This is a genomic window from Cupriavidus sp. 30B13, from assembly GCF_049059565.2.
Taxonomy (GTDB): Bacteria; Pseudomonadota; Gammaproteobacteria; order Burkholderiales; family Burkholderiaceae; genus Cupriavidus.
This window is the reverse complement of the sequence record NZ_CP188223.1, coordinates 628319-643909: the sequence shown is the minus strand read 5'-3', so window position 1 is coordinate 643909 and position 15591 is coordinate 628319. Positions and strand designations below refer to the sequence as shown.

The window sequence follows — 15591 nt, the reverse complement described above, 5'->3', positions numbered from 1 at the left end:
TCCTGTAATCCTGATCAGCCTGCCGCGCGGTCGCCCGCGACGCTGGCCTGCTTGGCGGCGGGCTTGTCTTCCGCCTTGGGAGCGGCGTCGCCGCCGGCAGCGCCGCCGCCTTCCGGGAACTTGCCCGCACGGGCGTTCACGAAATCGCTCGGTTGAATCACTTCGCCGGTATGGTTGCCCCAGTTGTTGCGGGTAAAGGTCATCACGGCGGCGAGCTCGGTATCGGAGAGGTGCTTCCAGACGGGCATGGCGCCCTTGCCTTCGAGCAGGATGTGCATCTGGCCGGCCTTCGGGCCGTTCACGACCTTGGAGCCGTCCAGCGCCGGGAACGCGCCGCCGCCCTTGCCGTTGGGCTGGTGGCAGACCGCGCAGTTGGCGGTGTAGACCTTCTCGCCGCGCGCCTTGAGCTCTTCGAGGGTCCAGGTCTTGTTGGGGTCGTCGGCCTTGGCGGCGAGTTCCTTCTTCTTGCCGTCCACCCACTTGGCGTAGTCGGCGTCGGATACCACGCGCACCACGATCGGCATGAAGGCGTGTTCCTTGCCGCACAGCTCGGCGCACTGGCCGCGGTACACGCCGATCTTCTCGGCCTTGAACCAGGTGTCGCGCACGAAGCCGGGGATCGCATCCTGCTTGACGCCGAAGGCCGGGATCATCCACGCGTGGATCACGTCGTTGGCGGTGGTGACGATGCGGATCTTCTTGTTGACGGGCACCACCAGCTCGTTGTCCACCTCCATCAGGTAGGTGTTCGACTTCGGTGCCTCGTTGTTGATCTGGTCGCGCGGGGTGGTCAGGGTGGAGACGAAGGAAATGCCCTCGCCGTCGCCCTTCAGGTAGTCATAGCCCCATTTCCACTGGTAGCCGGTGGCCTTGATGGTGATGTCGGAATTGGTGGTGTCCTTCATCGCCACGACCGTCTTGGTGGCGGGCAGCGCCATGCCGATGACGATCAGGAAGGGGATGATGGTCCAGATCACCTCGACGGTGATGCTTTCGTGGAAGGAGGCTGACTTGGCACCCTTGGACTTGCGGTGCTTGAACACGGAGTAGAACATCACCCCGAACACGCCGACGAAGATCACCGTGCAGATGATCAGCATCATCCAGTTGAGCCAGTGAATCTGTTCGGCGATCTTGGTAACGGGTTCAGTCAGGTTGAGCTGGCGCACTGCTGGGCCGCCCGGCATGTCTTCCACTGCCAGGGCTGCCTGGCTAACGAGCAGGGACGCGCCCGTTAGACACGCTGCGGATGCCTTCTTCCACATTTTCATTTGTTATCTACCCAATTTACAGATTCAAATCTGTCAGCCCGCCCGGCCGCCGCCAGTCTCCGTCAGAGGCGGCGCAAGGCAGATACGAGCTCCTGCGCGAACTTTCTGCGCTTGTACGGGTCCAGAAAACACCCCACCTGCACAGCGCACTTACCCGAGCGCAACTGCACCAGCGCCCGTAACGATTCATCCAGCTCGACCCGCACCCAGAGCGGGTTGAATTCATGCCGCGTCACCTGCCCGGCATTGACGGATACGACCACCAGCAGGCCGCCCGCCAGGCTGACGCGCTCGTAGTCGGCCGCGTGCCGCGCGTAGACCAGCAGCGCGATGCCCAGGCCCAGCAGGTCCAGCCCGGCGAAAGGCAGCACGAACCACGACCCTCGCCACGCAAAGAACGACGCGATGGCGAGCGAGACACAGACGATTGAGAGGTAGAACCAGCCGACCTGGCGTGGAGACAGCGAACAGTTCCGCTTCATCAGCCAGTCTTTGTCCGGCGCGCCGGGCCCGCCGGCACTGCTGCCGGACCCGTCTTGCGCCGTCTGGAATGCGATACCCAAGTCTTGCATCGCCCACCACTCTGCATAGGATGCACACCTGGGACGATCGCCTGGGCCGCACTATCTTAGTGCGATTCCGGGGCACATGTGCCAGGGGAACCACTGCGACAAACTGGCGCATTATAGGGCGCTTCGCCTACTCGAACAAGGCCGCCCCTTGACCGCCGGGGTGGCGCGCGGCGCCGTTTTGTGCATCGGCGCGGTGCATGCTGCGGGCCTCTGCGGCACGCTATCGGCGCGGCGGCGCGCGCCCGATCTTGTCCAGCGGCACCACCGCGCGGCCGAGTTCGTCGACCTCCTGCCGGCCGCGCGGCGCCAGTTTCCACGCATGCCCGTAGACGATCTCGAAGGTCAGCGCAATCAGTCCGTCGGCATTGCGGCGGCGCTCCAGCGCCGCCAGCAGCGCCTCGAACCAACGCCGGCCACGCAAGCCCTGGCCTGGGATTGGCGGCAGCCGCAGGCCGCCGAAGGCCTGCACTTCGCGCAGCAGCGTGCGCGGCGATTCATAGGTGATCGTCAGCGTTTCCATGTCCATCACAGGCGTGGACCATCCGCTGTGAACCAGCATGTCGCCGATGTCGTGCATGTCGACGAAGCGCAGCGAATGCGTGCCGCCGTCGACCTCCGCGAAGGCCGCGCGCAGCTCGGCCAGCGTGTCGGGCCCGAACAGCGAGAACAGCACCAGGCCTTCGTCACGTGCGACACGATGCCACTCGGGAAATACCCTATGTGGTTCCGGATGCCAGTGCAGCGCCAGGTTGGACCAGAGCAGGTCGAAGCTGGCCGGCGCGAACGGCAATGTGGCAAGATCGCCCTGCACCAGGTCGAACACGGGCCGCTTGCCGAGCATGCGGCCGAGCCAGCCGGCCTGGCGCTGGGGATCGCGCTGGGCCGCCTCGCGCAGCATGGCGCCGGAGATGTCCAGGCCGGCGATCTGCGCGTCCGGGTACTGCGCGCGCAGCGCGGCCAGGCCGCGGCCGTGGCCGCAGCCGATATCGAGCGCGCGCGCGGGCGACAGCCGGATCATCTGCATGCGCTCCTGCATGCGCTGGCCAATCTCGCCGAGCAGGAAGTCGAGCTGGCCGAAGCCGGCGCTGCGCCGGTCGAAGGCGAGGCGGGTCAGCCGCGCGGGCGGCAAATAGGCATCGGGGGAGTCGGCGTCATGCAGGGACACGGGCAAGCCAGGCAACAGGAAAATGAGGAGCACGGCCGGACGCAGGCGCCCGGGCGGAATGCGGCGCGCACGCCCGCGGGCGCGGCGGCCGGACCGCAAGTATACGCGCGCGCCGCCGCGGCTGCCGGCGCCCGCCCTGCCGAGGGCGCACTGCGCCGCCATGCGCGCCGGCTGTGGCGCGCCCTGCTGCCGTCCGCGTGCGCGCTGTGCGGCGAGGTGCAGGAGGATGCCGTGTGCGCCGGCTGCGCGCGCGAGCTGCTGGCCCCTGCGGCACGTTGCCGCAGCTGTGCGCGGCCCACGCCGCGCCACGGCTCGCTGTGCAATCACTGCCGGCTGGAGCCGCCCGCCTTCGACGCCGCCCTGGCCCTCGGCGACTACGCCAGCCCGCAGGACGGACTGGTGCTGGCGCTCAAGTTCGGCGGCGCGCTGCCGCTGGCGGACTGGCTGGCGGCGGCGCTCGCGGACCGCTGGCATGCCACCCGCGGCGTCCCGCGCGCCGAGCCCGGCCTGCGCGGCCTCCCTGACCTCCCCCACCTGCTCGCGCCGGTGCCGCTGTCCGCGCAGCGGCTGGCGGCGCGCGGCTTCAACCAGTCATGGGAGATCGCCAGGCCGCTGGCGCGCCGCCTCGGCGTGCGCGCACAGCCGGCGTTGCTGGCCCGCCTGCGCGACACGCCGGCCCAGGCTTCGCTGGACCTGCCCGCGCGGCAGGCCAACCTGCAGGGCGCTTTCGGCCTGGCGCCGGGCAACGACGTCGCCGGCCTGCACGTGGGGCTGGTGGACGACGTGATGACCAGCGGCGCGACACTGGGAGAAGCCGCGCGCGTGCTGAAGGCGCACGGCGCGGCGCGCGTCACATTGTTCGTCCCGCTGCGCACGCCGTAGCGGGACCGGGCTGCCGCGCGGCGGCATGGCGTGACAGGCGCCACCCGGCAAGGTAAGCTGCGCAGCGTTTTCCAAGCGGCGCCCCGCGGCCCGCCCCCCAACATGTTCAATGTCGTCCTGGTCGAACCCGAGATCCCGCCCAACACCGGCAATGTGATCCGCCTGTGCGCCAACACCGGCGCCCGCCTCCACCTGGTCAAGCCGCTTGGCTTCCCGCTCGAGGATGCGCGCATGCGCCGCGCCGGCCTGGACTACCACGAGTACGCCAGCATGCGCGTGCACGAGAACTGGGACGCCCTGATGGCCAGCGAACAACCCGATCCTGCCCGCATGTTCGCCCTCACCACGCATGGCTCGACGCCGTTCGGGCAGGTCGGCTTCCGCCCCGGCGACTGGTTCGTGTTCGGCTCGGAGACGCGCGGCCTGGCGCCCCAGCGGCGCGAGTGGTTTCCCGCCGCGCAGCGCATCCGCCTGCCGATGCGGCCCGACAACCGCAGCCTCAATCTCTCCAACACGGTGGCCGTGGTGGTGTTCGAGGCCTGGCGCCAGAACGGTTTCGCCGGCGGCGCATAACGCCCCGGACTATCCGCCCCAGGCTATTCCGGCTCCACGCCGGCGCTCCGGATCACCTTGTCCCAGCGCGCCTTCTCGCTCGCCATGGTCTCGCGCAGCGACTGCGGCGCCGTGCCCGCCGGCACGAAATACTGCGCGCGCATGCGGGCGCGCACGTCCTCGCTGCCGATGATCGCCACCAGCTCGCGGTAGAGCCGGTCGATCACCGGCGCGGGCGTGCCCGCCGGCGCCAGCACGGCCTGCCACGAGATCGCCTCGAAACCGGGATAGCCGGCCTCGGCCACGGTGGGCACCGCGGGCAGCAGGCTGGTGCGCCCGCTGGTGGTGACGGCGATGATGCGCAGCTTGCCCGCGTTCACCAGCGGCATGGCGATCGCCGGCACCATGAAGCCGGCCTGCACCTGGCCGCCGACCATGGCGGTGGTGATCTGCGCAAAGCCCGGGTAGGGAATATGGGCCAGGTCGATCTTCGCCATCGCCTTGAGCTGCTCCATGGCCAGGTGCGCGGCACTGCCGTTGCCGACCGAGCCGTAGTTCAGCGCGCCCGGACGCGAGCGGGCCAGCGCCACGAACTCGCGCACGTCGTGCACCGGCAGGCGCGCATCCACCACCAGCACATTGGGCGAGGTCGCCACCAGCGACACCGGCGCGAGCTGGCGCACCGGGTCGTAGCCGAGATGGCGCGACAGCGTCGGCGCGGTGACCAGCGGGCCGTTGATGGTCAGCAGCAGCGTGTAGCCGTCGGGCGCGGCGCGCGCCACCATGCCGGTGCCGATGTTGCCGCCCGCGCCGGGGCGGTTCTCCACCACCAGCGGCTGGCCGAGCGACACCGACAGCTTCTCGGTCAGCAGGCGCGCGATCAGGTCCGGCGACGAGCCGGCCGGGAACGGCACCACCAGGCGGATGGGCCGCGCCGGCCAGGGCTGCGCCGCGGCGGGCGCGGCCAGCAGCGCGCCGGGCACGGCGCCGGCGGCCAGGGCGATCAGGGCGCGGCGCCGGGCCGCGATAAAGTCTTGGGGCATGGGAGAAGACAACGCAAGCAGGACATCCGCGTCGCCACGGGCATCACCGCCAGGAAAGGAAAAGAGAAAGCGACGCGCTCACTCGTCGCGCGCGTCGCGCTGCAGCAGGCGCGCCACCGCGTCGGCCACCGGCAAACCCTCGAACAGCACCGCGCAGACCGCGCGCGTGATCGGCATCTCCACGCCGTGCGCCGCGGCCAGCGCGGCTACCGCCTGGGCGCAGCGCACGCCTTCGGCCACGTGGCCAAGATCGGCAAGGATCTGTTCGAGCGTCTTGCCCTCGGCCAGTTGCTGGCCCACCTTGCGGTTGCGCGAAAGGTCGCCGGTGGCGGTCAGGATCAGGTCGCCCACGCCGGCCAGGCCCATGAAGGTCTCGACGCGCCCGCCCAGCGCCATGCCCAGCCGCGTCATCTCGGCCAGGCCGCGCGTCACCAGCGCGGCGCGCGCGTTCAGGCCCAGGCCGAGCCCGTCGCTGGCGCCGGTGGCGATCGCCAGCACGTTCTTGACGGCGCCCCCCACCTCGGCGCCGACCAGGTCGTCGCTGCCGTAGATGCGCATCGCGTGGTGGTGGAAGCCCTGCTGCGCCAGGTCGGCGAGCAGCGGCGAGGTGCCGGCCACGGTCAGCGCGCACGGCAGGCCGAGCGCCACCTCGCGGGCGAAGCTGGGGCCGGTCAGCACGCCGAACATGGCATCGCCGAGGCGGCCCGCGGCGTCCAGTTCTTCGCGCACCATCTGGTGCGGCAAGGCATTGGTGGCCGCCTCGAAACCCTTGCACAGCCACAGCATGCGCAAGTCCGCGTGGCGCCGCGCGGCCAGCCGGCGCGTCATCTCGCGCAGCCCGGAGACCGGCGTGGCCACGATCAGCAGGCCGTCGGGATCGGCATCCACGTGCGCGGCGGCGCGCTCGAAGCCGGCCTCCACCGCGAGCCGCGCCGACAGCGCCACGCCGGGCAGGTAGGCGGCGTTTTCATGGCGCGCGCCGAGCGCCGACAGTTCGGCGGCGTCACGGCCCCACAGCACCACGTCGTGGGCCGCGGCCGCATGGCTGGCCAGCGCGGTGCCCCAGGCCCCGGCACCGAAGACAGTGATTTTCATGATGCTTTGCCTCGCTCGATCGACCTGCCGGCCGCGTGGCCCGCCGCGCCGGCGGGCCGGAAAACACAAAACGGGGCACGTGGCCCCGTCTTTACCGCATGCCGCGCCAGGATCCGTGGATCAGTGGCGGGCCTGGCTGCCGTCGGGCATCACGATGCCGCTGTTGCCGCCCTGGGCGGCTTCGGCTTCCTGCATCGCTGCCTGCAGGCGCTGCTCGTAGAGCGCCTGGAAATTGATTTCCGACAGGTGGATGGCCTGGAAGCCGGCGCGCGTGATCACGTCGGCGATATTGCCGCGCAGGTACGGATAGAGGATGGTCGGGCAGGCGATGCCCAGCAGCGGGTCGAGCTGCTCCACCGGCACGTTGCGGATGTCGAAGATGCCGGCCTGGTGCGCTTCGACCAGGAAGGCAACCTTGTCCTGCACCTTGGTGGTCACCGTGCCGGTCACCACCACTTCGAAGATGCCTTCCTGCAGCTGCGTGGCACCCACGTTCACCTGGACTTCCACGGCCGGCGCTTCGGTCTCGAGGAAGATGGCGGGCGAGTTCGGCTGTTCGAGCGACATGTCCTTCAGGTACACGCGCTGGATGTTGAAGAACGGCTGGTCTTCCTGCTGATTGTTTTGCTGGTCGCTCATGAAAGGCTTCCGGGAATGGGCATTGGACGCCAGATACCGCGGCCGCGAGCCCCGCGGGCGGCTAAGGCCCAGGCTGGCGACCCGGGTCGGCACCCGGTTGGAAAACGCATATGGTACATGACGCGGGTGGCGAATTCACCCGCATCGCGGCTAGGAATTTGCCTCAGGCAGCCAGCAGCGGCACCAGGCCGCCCCGGCGGTCGAGCGCGGAGAGGTCGTCGAAACCGCCTACGTGGGTTTCGTCGATGTAGATCTGGGGCACCGTGCGGCGGCCGGTGCGGGTCATCATTTCTTCGCGCTTGCCGGGTTCGCGGTCGATCAGGATCTTCTCGATCGCCTCCACGCCCTTGGCCTTCAGAAGGCGCTCGGCCATCTGGCAATACGGACAAACTACCGTGCTGTACATCACAACGCGGGCCATGCGGTTCTCCTTGAAACTAGAAACTGGCGAAGCTCGGGGCGGCCGGCCAGGCACGCTGGCGCGCCCCTTGCCGCGCCCGGCGCGCGCTTACTTGACCACCGGCAGGCCGGCTTGCTGCCACGCGGCCAGGCCGCCTTCGAGCGAATAGACCTCACTGTAACCGGCTTCCTTCAGGGCTGCTTGGCCCTTGCCCGAGCGCTGGCCGGTCTGGCACACCACGATGATGGGTACGGACTTGTCCTTTGCAAGGCCGGCGGCGCGGCCGGCCAGGTCGGCGAGTGGCGCGCTCTTGGCCTGCGGCAGGTGGCCCTTGGCGTATTCGGTGGCTTCCCGGATGTCCACGACCACGGCATTGCGCTTGTTGATCAGCTGCGTCGCGGCGGCCGGGTTGACCGACTTGCCGCCCAGGGAGCCGCGCGAGATGACGGGCCAGGCCAGCAGGCCGCCCGACACCACGGCGATGGCGATCAAGGCAAGGTTGTTGTAGTCGGCGAAGAAATTCACGTTGGCATTCCGGTGGGTTGAGTCGGCGGCATTATAAAATAGACGGTTTCGCGCCCGCGAGCCGTCATTGTCTCTTACTTGACACATGAACGGAACGAGTGACATGGCGCGCACAGGTTTCTCACGCTCTGGAAGCAGCATGTACAAACTCGTCCTCATTCGCCACGGCGAATCCACCTGGAATCTCGAAAACCGTTTCACCGGCTGGGTCGACGTCGACCTGACCGAAACCGGCGTGGCCCAGGCCAAGCTGGGCGGCAAGCTGCTGCGCGAGGCGGGCTTCGCCTTCGACGTAGCCTATACCTCCGTGCTCAAGCGGGCCATCCGCACGCTGTGGCACGTGCAGGACGAGATGGACCAGATGTGGATCCCGGTGCGCAACGAGTGGCGCCTGAACGAGCGCCACTACGGCGCGCTGTCCGGCCTCAACAAGGCCGAGACCGCCGCCAAGTTCGGCGACCAGCAGGTGCTGGTATGGCGCCGCAGCTACGACACCCCGCCGCCGGCGCTCGAGGAAGACGATCCGCGTGCCTCATACGACGACCCGCGCTACGCCGGCGTGCCGCGCGAGCAGATCCCGCTCACCGAATGCCTCAAGGACACGGTGGCCCGCGTACTGCCGCTATGGAACGAATTCATTGCACCTGACATCAAATCCGGGAAGCGCGTGGTGATTGCCGCCCATGGCAACAGTATCCGCGCGCTGGTGAAGTACCTGGACCAGATCTCGGATGACGACATCGTTGGCATCAACATTCCCAATGGCACCCCGCTCGTGTACGAGCTGGACGCCGATCTGCGTCCGCTGCGCCATTACTACCTGGGCGACCAGGAAGCGATCGCCGCATCGCTGGCCGCCGTGGCCAACCAGGGCAAGGCACGCTGAGGCGAAGGCCGGGCGCGCGCCGCCGCGCGGTGCCCGGCCCTGGCACACGGTGGGGCAGGCCTTTTTTCCCACTCCCTCTTATACTGTCGGACAAAACCGGCCGGTGTGACGCACCAGGCCGGGTCCTACACCGCATTTTCCTCACACGTTCAGGCAGCCCTCATGCGTAAGACGCTCAAGAACATCAGTCTTGTTACTGCCGGACTCGTCGCCGGCGTGCTGGCCACCATGCAGCTCTCGGCCACCGCGCAGAACTCGTCCGGGCCGCTGCCGCTGGAGCAGTTGCGCCTGATGGCGGACATCTTCGGCCAGATCAAGCGCGAGTACGTGGAGCCGGTCGACGACAAGAAGCTGCTGACCGAGGCCATCAAGGGCATGGTCGCCAGCCTCGACCCGCATTCGGCCTACCTGGACGAAAAGGACTTCAAGGAACTGCAGGAAGGCACGCGCGGGCGCTTCGCCGGCCTGGGCATCGAGATCTCGCAGGAAGAAGGGCTGGTCAAGGTCATCAACCCGATCGAGGACACCCCCGCCTTCCGCGCCGGCATCCAGCCGGGCGACCTGATCACCCGCATCGACGACAAGCCCGTGCGTGGCCTGCCGCTGGAGCAGGCGGTCAAGCGCATGCGCGGCGAGCCGGGCACCAAGGTCACGCTGACCATCTACCGCAAGAGCGACGAGCGCACCTTCCCGGTCTCGATCACGCGCGCCGAGATCCGCGTGCAGTCGGTCAAGGCCAAGCTGATCGACAACGACCGCCTGGCCTGGGTACGGCTGACCAGCTTCCAGGAACGCACCGTGGCCGACCTGGGCAAGAAGCTCGACGAGCTGGCCAAGAAGAACCCCAACCTCAAGGGCGTGATCCTGGACCTGCGCAACAACGGCGGCGGCGTGCTGCAAGGCGCCGTGGGCGTGGCCGCGGCCTTCCTGCCGGAAGACGTGACCGTGGTCTCGACCAACGGCCAGGTGCCCGACGCCAAGCGCGTCTACAAGGCGACCTTCAACAACTACCGCCTGTCCTCGCTCGAGGACGATCCGCTCAAGGACCTGCCGGCGCTGTACAAGAAGATCCCGATGGTGGTGCTGACCAACGCCTACTCGGCCTCGGCTTCCGAGATCGTGGCCGGCGCGCTGCAGGACCACAAGCGCGCGCTGATCATGGGCAAGACCACCTTCGGCAAGGGCTCGGTGCAGACCGTGCGCCCGCTGACCAACGACACCGGCATCAAGCTGACCATCGCTTACTACTACACGCCGACCGGCAAGTCGATCCAGGCCAAGGGCATCCGTCCGGACATCCCGGTCGACCAGAACCCGGAAGGCGATCCCGACGACGCCCTGATCACGCGCGAGATCGACACCGAGCGCCACCTGCACAACAAGCAGGAATCGGAAGAGCCGGAGATGAACGAGCGCGAGCAGCGCCGCGTCGAGGAACTGCGCCGGCTCGAGGAAGAAAACGCCAAGAAGACGCCGGAGCAGCGCGACCAGGAACGCAAGAAGAAGCCCATCGAGTTCGGCTCGGCGGACGACTTCATGCTGCAGCAGGCCGTCGCCCAGCTCGAAGGCCAGCCGGTCAAGCGCTCCAAGTCCAGGCTCGAAGCCGTGGCGACCTCCGACAAGCCGGCCGCCAAGCCCGCCACCAAGCCCGCCCCGGCCAGGCAGCCTGCCGGCAAGGACGCGCCGGCGAGCGCCCCGATCGGAACGCCGCTGGGCACCCCGACCGGCAAGACTCCCTGACATCCTGACGGACAAGAGCGGCCCTGCGGGGCCGCTCTTGCATTGCACGGCATGAACGACAACCAACTGCTGCGCTACTCGCGGCATATCCTGCTCGACGAACTCGGCATCGAAGGACAAGGCCGGCTGCTGGCCGGCCATGCGCTGGTGATCGGCGCCGGCGGACTGGGCGCGGCCGCGCTGCCTTATCTCGCCTCCGCCGGAGTCGGCACCATCACGGTGGTGGACGACGACGTGGTCGACCTCACCAACCTGCAGCGCCAGGTAATCCACAGCACCGCCAACGTGGGCCGGCCCAAGGTGGAATCGGCGCGCGAAGGCATGCTGCGCATCAACCCGGACATCGACGTGCGGTTGATTGCCGCGCGCGTGGGCGAGACCGAACTCGCGCAACTGGTCGCCGCGGCCGACGTGGTGCTCGATTGCAGCGACAACTTCGCCACGCGCCAGGCCGTCAACCGCGCCTGCGTGCGGCACCATGTGCCGCTGGTATCCGGCGCCGCGCTGCGCTTCGACGGGCAGATCAGCGTGTTCGACCGTCGCCAGCCCGGCGCGCCCTGCTACGCTTGCCTGTTCCCGCCATCGCAGCCCGCGCAGGAGGCCGCCTGCGCCACCATGGGCGTGTTCGCGCCGCTGGTGGGGATGGTCGGCACCGTGCAGGCCGCCGAGGCGCTCAAGCTGCTCACGGGTATCGGCACCAGCCTGGCCGGGCGCCTGCTGATGGTCGATGCGCTCGGCATGGAGTGGACCACGATGCGGCTTGGGCGCTCGGCCGACTGCGAAGTCTGCGGCGGGCACGGCGGGCCGCACGGCGCGTAGCGCCTCGCGCCTCGCCTGGAGGCCGGAGACAATACGATCTCCGGAGTCCGCGGGCTTCGGCCCGGTCCTGCGCGCACGCGACTGGCCAATCCCGAAAGAGCCCGCACGAGTTCGGGTGCGCTCGAATGGGAATCCGAATCCGAATGAGAGGAATTACCGCCAGAGTCCAGGCGGTGGCGGCAGCACCGGACGGCGCCGCGCGGGTGCGGCCACTGCGTTCTCGCGAACTTGCGGCCGACTGCCAGGCTTACAACTCGCCCGGCTCCATCTGCGATTGCAGATAGTTCGGCAGGCCGACCTTGTCGATCAGGTCGAGCTGCGTTTCCAGGTATTCGATGTGCTCTTCGGTGTCGGTCAGGATATCGACCAGGATCTCGCGGCTGACGTAGTCGCCCACCGATTCGCAATAAGCGATGCCTTCCTTGACCGTGGCGTGCGCGCCCTGCTCGAGCTTGAGGTCGCACTTGAGCATTTCCGGGGTGTCCTCACCCAGCAGCAGCTTGTTCAGGTCCTGCAGGTTGGGCAGTCCGTCGAGCATGAGGATTCGCTCGATCAGGCGGTCGGCGTGCTTCATCTCGCCGATCGATTCCTTGTACTCCACGTCGCCGAGCTTCTTCAGGCCCCAGTGGCGGTACATGCGGGCATGCAGGAAATACTGGTTGATCGCGGTCAGCTCGTTCTTCAGCTGCGCGTTCAGGTGTTGGATGACCTTCTTGTCACCTTTCATTTGGAGGCTCCTGTTGCATCGGGCCCCCGCAAAAACGCGAAGCGGCGCAAGGCGCGCCGCGTGCAGTCTGGAAATGGGAAAACGCGCCGCAACCTGAAAGTTGCGGGCGAGTTCAGGCAACCAGCTCGGTTTGCTGGTCGTTCGCGACTGCCGGGTCCCGAGTGTCCATTATGGCACGCGGACCTGACGACGAACAGGATGAAATGTCCACCACCTGGATGGTGGCGACCGTGACGCTGCGCACTGCGGCCACGCCTTCGCACAGCACTTGCTGCGCGCAATCGCGGCACCGGCCACAACAGGTGCCCACGCCCAGCGTTTCCGCCAGTTCGTCGAGCGTTTCCACGCCAAGATGCACGGCGCCATGGATTTCTCGGTCGGTAACCTGGTTGCAGATGCAAACGTACACAAATCCCTCCTTGGGGCAGCGGTGACACCGGCATGTCACCCGCGATGTACGCCAGAATATCAGAGATCGAAAATGATAACAATTCCCATTAAGCCACAACGGATACATGCCCGGGAGGCGCCACTCCGCACCGCCGCGAGCATGCCGGGATCGTCACAGTGCTGTCTTGAAGAGACGGATGCAACACCCTGATGGGTGTCGCATCGAGGTGAAAAACCCCACCGGAACCAGGGTTTCAGCGCTGCCTCAGAGCTGCTTGAGCGCGCTGGCCAGTTCGTCCGGCTCGTAGGCCGACAGCACCTGTTCCACCATGCGTTCGAGCCGCTGGCAGTCGGCGTGCAGGACTTCCTGCTTGACCCGCAGCAGTTGCGACGGATGCATGGAGAACTCGCGCAGCCCCATGCCCAGCAGCAGGCGCGTCATGGCCGGGTCGCCGGCCATTTCGCCGCACACCGCCACCGGCACGCCGGCGTGGTTGGCCTCGCGGATGGTGCGCGCGATCAGCTGCAGCACCGCCGGATGCAGCGGGTCGTACAGGTGCGCCACCGCGTTGTCGGCGCGGTCGATGGCCAGCGTGTACTGGATCAGGTCGTTGGTGCCGATGGAGAGGAAATCCATGCGCCGCAGGAACAGCGGCAGCATCAGTACCGCGGCCGGGATCTCGATCATGGCGCCGACCTTGATGTCCGGGTCGAAGGCCTGGCCGCGCGCCTCGAGCTGGCGCTTGGCCTGGGCGATCAGCTCCAGGGTCTGGTCGATCTCGCGCGCGTGCGCCAGCATCGGGATCAGCAGCCGCACCGGCCCGAAAGCCGAGGCGCGCAGCAGCGCGCGCAACTGGGTCAGGAACATCGCCGGCTCGGACAACGACCAGCGGATCGCGCGCAGGCCCAGCGCCGGATTGAGCGCGGTTTCGAAATCGTCGCCGCGGTCGCCGCGGCTATCCCGGCCGTCGCGCCCGTCGAGCGGCTTGTCGGCGCCGATGTCGATGGTGCGGATCGTGACCGGCAGGCCGTGCATGGCATCCACGGCGCCGCGGTAGGCCTGGAACTGTTCCTCCTCGTCGGGCAGCTCGCCGCGCCGGTTCATGAACAGGAACTCGGAGCGGAACAGGCCCACGCCGACCGCGCCCGCGGCCAGCGCCGCGCTGGCGTCCTCGGCCATCTCGATGTTGGCCAGCAGGTCGATCTCCAGCCCGTCCAGCGTCACCGCCGGCGTATGGCGCAGGCGCTGCAGGCGCTTCTTCTCCAGCGCGCGCTCGCTCTGGCGGTGGCGGTATTCCTCGAGGATGATCGCCGACGGATCGACGATCACCAGACCGGCGTCGCCGTCGATGATGACCCAGTCGTCCTGGCGGATCAGCTCGCTGGCGCTCTGCACGCCCACCGCGGCGGGAATGTCCAGGCTGCGCGCCACGATGGCGGTGTGCGAAGTGCGCCCGCCGAGGTCGGTCACGAAGCCGTGGAACACGGTGTGGCGGAACTGCAGCATGTCGGCCGGCGCGATGTCGTGCGCGACCACGATCACGCCCGGCGCCGGCTCCCCATCCGGCGCCAGCGAGGAAGGCGGCGCCGGGGCCGGCGCCAGCACGGCCGCGCCGGCCAGCACCTTGAGAATGCGCTCGACCACCTGGCGGATGTCCGCCTTGCGCTCGCGCAGGTATTCGTCCTCGATTTCGTCGAACTGCCGCATCAGCTCTTCGAGCCGCGTGGTCAGCGCCCATTCGGCGTTGTAGCGGCGGTTGCGGATCAGTGCCTCGGGCTCGCGCGCGAGCGCCTCGTCGTCGAGGATCATCGCGTGCACGTCGAGGAAGGCGCCCATCTCCTCCGGCGCCTCGCGCGGCAGGTCGCGCTTGAGCGCGGCGAGCTCGGCGCGCACCACCGCGCGCGCGGAACGCAGGCGCTCGACCTCGTCCTCGAGCCGGTCTTCGTCGACCAGGTAATGGGAGACATCGAGCGCGGCAGGCGCCAGCAGATGCGCGCGGCCGATGGCGACGCCGCGCGAGACCGGGATGCCGTGCAGGGCAAATGGCATGTACCGCTCCGTCAGGAACGTTTAAAAAGTCTGGCCAGGGCCAGCAACCTCGAAGACCGTGGCAGGATGGGGCGAGGCGGCCCCGGCCGGGCACGCCATGGCGGACGGTGCCGCCGCCCTCATCCCGGGCCGGCCTTTATTCTCCCTCGCCGAAGCGGTTGGCGATCAGCGCCAGCAGCGCGTCCATCGCCTCCTGCTCGTCGGGCCCGTCGGTCTCGATGGTCACGGTCGAGCCGATGCCGGCGGCCAGCATCATCACGCCCATGATGCTCTTGGCGTCAACCTGCCGGCCATTGCGCGACATCTTGACCTGACTCACGAAACTGCCCGCCAGCTGCGTCAGCTTGGCGGAAGCGCGGGCATGCAGCCCGAGCTTATTGATGATGTTGGTGTCCCTCTGCAGCATATTTGTCGGGATGATTTGCGATCTGGTTCTGGACAGTGGTGGAGCCTACCTGCAATACCCCTTGCGAGCCGCCGGCCAGCGCCTTGAGGGCGAGCTGGTCGAGCTTCTCGGTACGGTAGCAAATGGCGCGCACCAGCATGGGAAGGTTGACGCCGGCCAGCACCCTGACGCGGCCCGGCTCGGCCAGGCGCGCGGCGATATTGGCCGGCGTGGCGCCAAAGATGTCGGTCAGCACCAGCGCGCCGTTGTCTTCGCAGATCTCCGCCAGGCGGCGCCGGGCTTCGGCCAGCACGGCCGCCGGATCGGCGTCGGGCGTGACGTCGATCGCTTCGAGCCGTTGGGGCTGGCCGCAGTAGACGTGGGCGGCGCACTCGCGCAATGCCGAAGCCAGCGGGGCGTGCGCGATGATCAGGATGCCTGCCATGGTGG

At 68.3% G+C, this 15591-nt stretch carries 18 protein-coding genes; 5 read left to right on the top strand and 13 right to left on the bottom strand.

The features are described from left to right. Nucleotides 1-14: 14 nt before the first annotated feature. The 3 genes from coxB to ACKI2N_RS03070 all read right to left on the bottom strand — a co-directional run bounded on the left by coxB (nucleotide 15) and on the right by ACKI2N_RS03070 (nucleotide 3008). Nucleotides 15-1271 carry a cytochrome c oxidase subunit II gene (gene coxB / locus ACKI2N_RS03080; RefSeq protein ID WP_420994551.1) on the bottom strand — a complete coding sequence of 419 codons (1257 nt, stop codon included), beginning with the start codon at nucleotides 1269-1271 and terminating at the stop codon, nucleotides 15-17. Nucleotides 1272-1333: 62 nt separating this feature from the next. Further along, complete coding sequence (locus ACKI2N_RS03075) at nucleotides 1334-1843, bottom strand: DUF2244 domain-containing protein (protein ID WP_420994550.1); 510 nt, start codon at nucleotides 1841-1843, stop codon at nucleotides 1334-1336. Between the two features lie 220 nt (nucleotides 1844-2063). Next, nucleotides 2064-3008, bottom strand: a complete 945-nt coding sequence (locus ACKI2N_RS03070; protein ID WP_420994549.1) for a methyltransferase domain-containing protein — start codon at nucleotides 3006-3008, stop codon at nucleotides 2064-2066. Here ACKI2N_RS03070 and ACKI2N_RS03065 point away from each other — a divergent pair. Next, entirely contained in the window at nucleotides 2997-3890 is an 894-nt protein-coding gene (locus tag ACKI2N_RS03065; RefSeq protein ID WP_420994548.1) for a ComF family protein, read from the top strand. The two genes, ACKI2N_RS03070 and ACKI2N_RS03065, sit on opposite strands and share 12 nt — an antisense overlap. A 102-nt stretch (nucleotides 3891-3992) precedes the next feature. Continuing rightward, on the top strand, nucleotides 3993-4463 hold the full coding sequence (gene trmL, locus ACKI2N_RS03060; RefSeq protein WP_420994547.1) for a tRNA (uridine(34)/cytosine(34)/5-carboxymethylaminomethyluridine(34)-2'-O)-methyltransferase TrmL: 471 nt from the start codon (nucleotides 3993-3995) through the stop codon (nucleotides 4461-4463). A 23-nt stretch (nucleotides 4464-4486) separates the two neighbouring features. On the opposite strand, the gene ACKI2N_RS03055 is transcribed toward trmL, so the two are convergent. The 5 genes from ACKI2N_RS03055 to ACKI2N_RS03035 all read right to left on the bottom strand — a co-directional run bounded on the left by ACKI2N_RS03055 (nucleotide 4487) and on the right by ACKI2N_RS03035 (nucleotide 8144). Continuing rightward, nucleotides 4487-5485 carry a Bug family tripartite tricarboxylate transporter substrate binding protein gene (locus ACKI2N_RS03055; RefSeq protein WP_420994546.1) on the bottom strand — a complete coding sequence of 333 codons (999 nt, stop codon included), beginning with the start codon at nucleotides 5483-5485 and terminating at the stop codon, nucleotides 4487-4489. Nucleotides 5486-5563: 78 nt separating this feature from the next. Further along, nucleotides 5564-6580: an NAD(P)H-dependent glycerol-3-phosphate dehydrogenase gene (locus ACKI2N_RS03050; protein ID WP_420994545.1), complete on the bottom strand. Its 1017-nt coding sequence runs from the start codon at nucleotides 6578-6580 to the stop codon at nucleotides 5564-5566. 120 nt (nucleotides 6581-6700) lie between these two features. Next, a complete protein-coding gene (gene secB / locus ACKI2N_RS03045; protein ID WP_020202622.1) occupies nucleotides 6701-7219 on the bottom strand; it encodes a protein-export chaperone SecB in 519 nt (172 codons plus the stop codon). A gap of 163 nt (nucleotides 7220-7382) precedes the next feature. Beyond that, complete coding sequence (gene grxC / locus ACKI2N_RS03040) at nucleotides 7383-7640, bottom strand: glutaredoxin 3 (RefSeq protein WP_420994544.1); 258 nt, start codon at nucleotides 7638-7640, stop codon at nucleotides 7383-7385. Nucleotides 7641-7727: 87 nt separating this feature from the next. Further along, nucleotides 7728-8144, bottom strand: a complete 417-nt coding sequence (locus ACKI2N_RS03035) for a rhodanese-like domain-containing protein (protein ID WP_420994543.1) — start codon at nucleotides 8142-8144, stop codon at nucleotides 7728-7730. Nucleotides 8145-8283: 139 nt separating this feature from the next. Here ACKI2N_RS03035 and gpmA point away from each other — a divergent pair, with 139 nt between their 5' ends. The 3 genes from gpmA to ACKI2N_RS03020 all read left to right on the top strand — a co-directional run bounded on the left by gpmA (nucleotide 8284) and on the right by ACKI2N_RS03020 (nucleotide 11589). Then, nucleotides 8284-9030: a 2,3-diphosphoglycerate-dependent phosphoglycerate mutase gene (gpmA, locus tag ACKI2N_RS03030; RefSeq protein WP_420994542.1), complete on the top strand. Its 747-nt coding sequence runs from the start codon at nucleotides 8284-8286 to the stop codon at nucleotides 9028-9030. A gap of 162 nt (nucleotides 9031-9192) precedes the next feature. Continuing rightward, nucleotides 9193-10770: a S41 family peptidase gene (locus tag ACKI2N_RS03025; RefSeq protein WP_420994541.1), complete on the top strand. Its 1578-nt coding sequence runs from the start codon at nucleotides 9193-9195 to the stop codon at nucleotides 10768-10770. 51 nt (nucleotides 10771-10821) lie between these two features. After that, nucleotides 10822-11589 (top strand): HesA/MoeB/ThiF family protein, encoded by a 768-nt coding sequence (locus tag ACKI2N_RS03020; RefSeq protein WP_420994540.1) that lies wholly within the window; start codon nucleotides 10822-10824, stop codon nucleotides 11587-11589. Between the two features lie 247 nt (nucleotides 11590-11836). Here ACKI2N_RS03020 and bfr read toward each other — a convergent pair whose 3' ends face one another. From bfr to ACKI2N_RS02995, 5 genes are all read right to left on the bottom strand, one after another. Beyond that, nucleotides 11837-12316 (bottom strand): bacterioferritin, encoded by a 480-nt coding sequence (bfr, locus tag ACKI2N_RS03015; RefSeq protein ID WP_420994539.1) that lies wholly within the window; start codon nucleotides 12314-12316, stop codon nucleotides 11837-11839. A 112-nt stretch (nucleotides 12317-12428) separates the two neighbouring features. Continuing rightward, nucleotides 12429-12725: a (2Fe-2S)-binding protein gene (locus ACKI2N_RS03010; RefSeq protein WP_420994538.1), complete on the bottom strand. Its 297-nt coding sequence runs from the start codon at nucleotides 12723-12725 to the stop codon at nucleotides 12429-12431. A gap of 246 nt (nucleotides 12726-12971) precedes the next feature. After that, nucleotides 12972-14756 (bottom strand): phosphoenolpyruvate--protein phosphotransferase, encoded by a 1785-nt coding sequence (ptsP, locus tag ACKI2N_RS03005; protein WP_420994537.1) that lies wholly within the window; start codon nucleotides 14754-14756, stop codon nucleotides 12972-12974. Nucleotides 14757-14892: 136 nt separating this feature from the next. Beyond that, a complete protein-coding gene (locus ACKI2N_RS03000) occupies nucleotides 14893-15162 on the bottom strand; it encodes an HPr family phosphocarrier protein (protein ID WP_020202613.1) in 270 nt (89 codons plus the stop codon). Next, nucleotides 15131-15586: a PTS sugar transporter subunit IIA gene (locus tag ACKI2N_RS02995; RefSeq protein ID WP_420994536.1), complete on the bottom strand. Its 456-nt coding sequence runs from the start codon at nucleotides 15584-15586 to the stop codon at nucleotides 15131-15133. The genes ACKI2N_RS03000 and ACKI2N_RS02995 overlap by 32 nt, the downstream gene beginning before the upstream one ends. Between the last annotated feature and the right edge of the window lie 5 nt (nucleotides 15587-15591).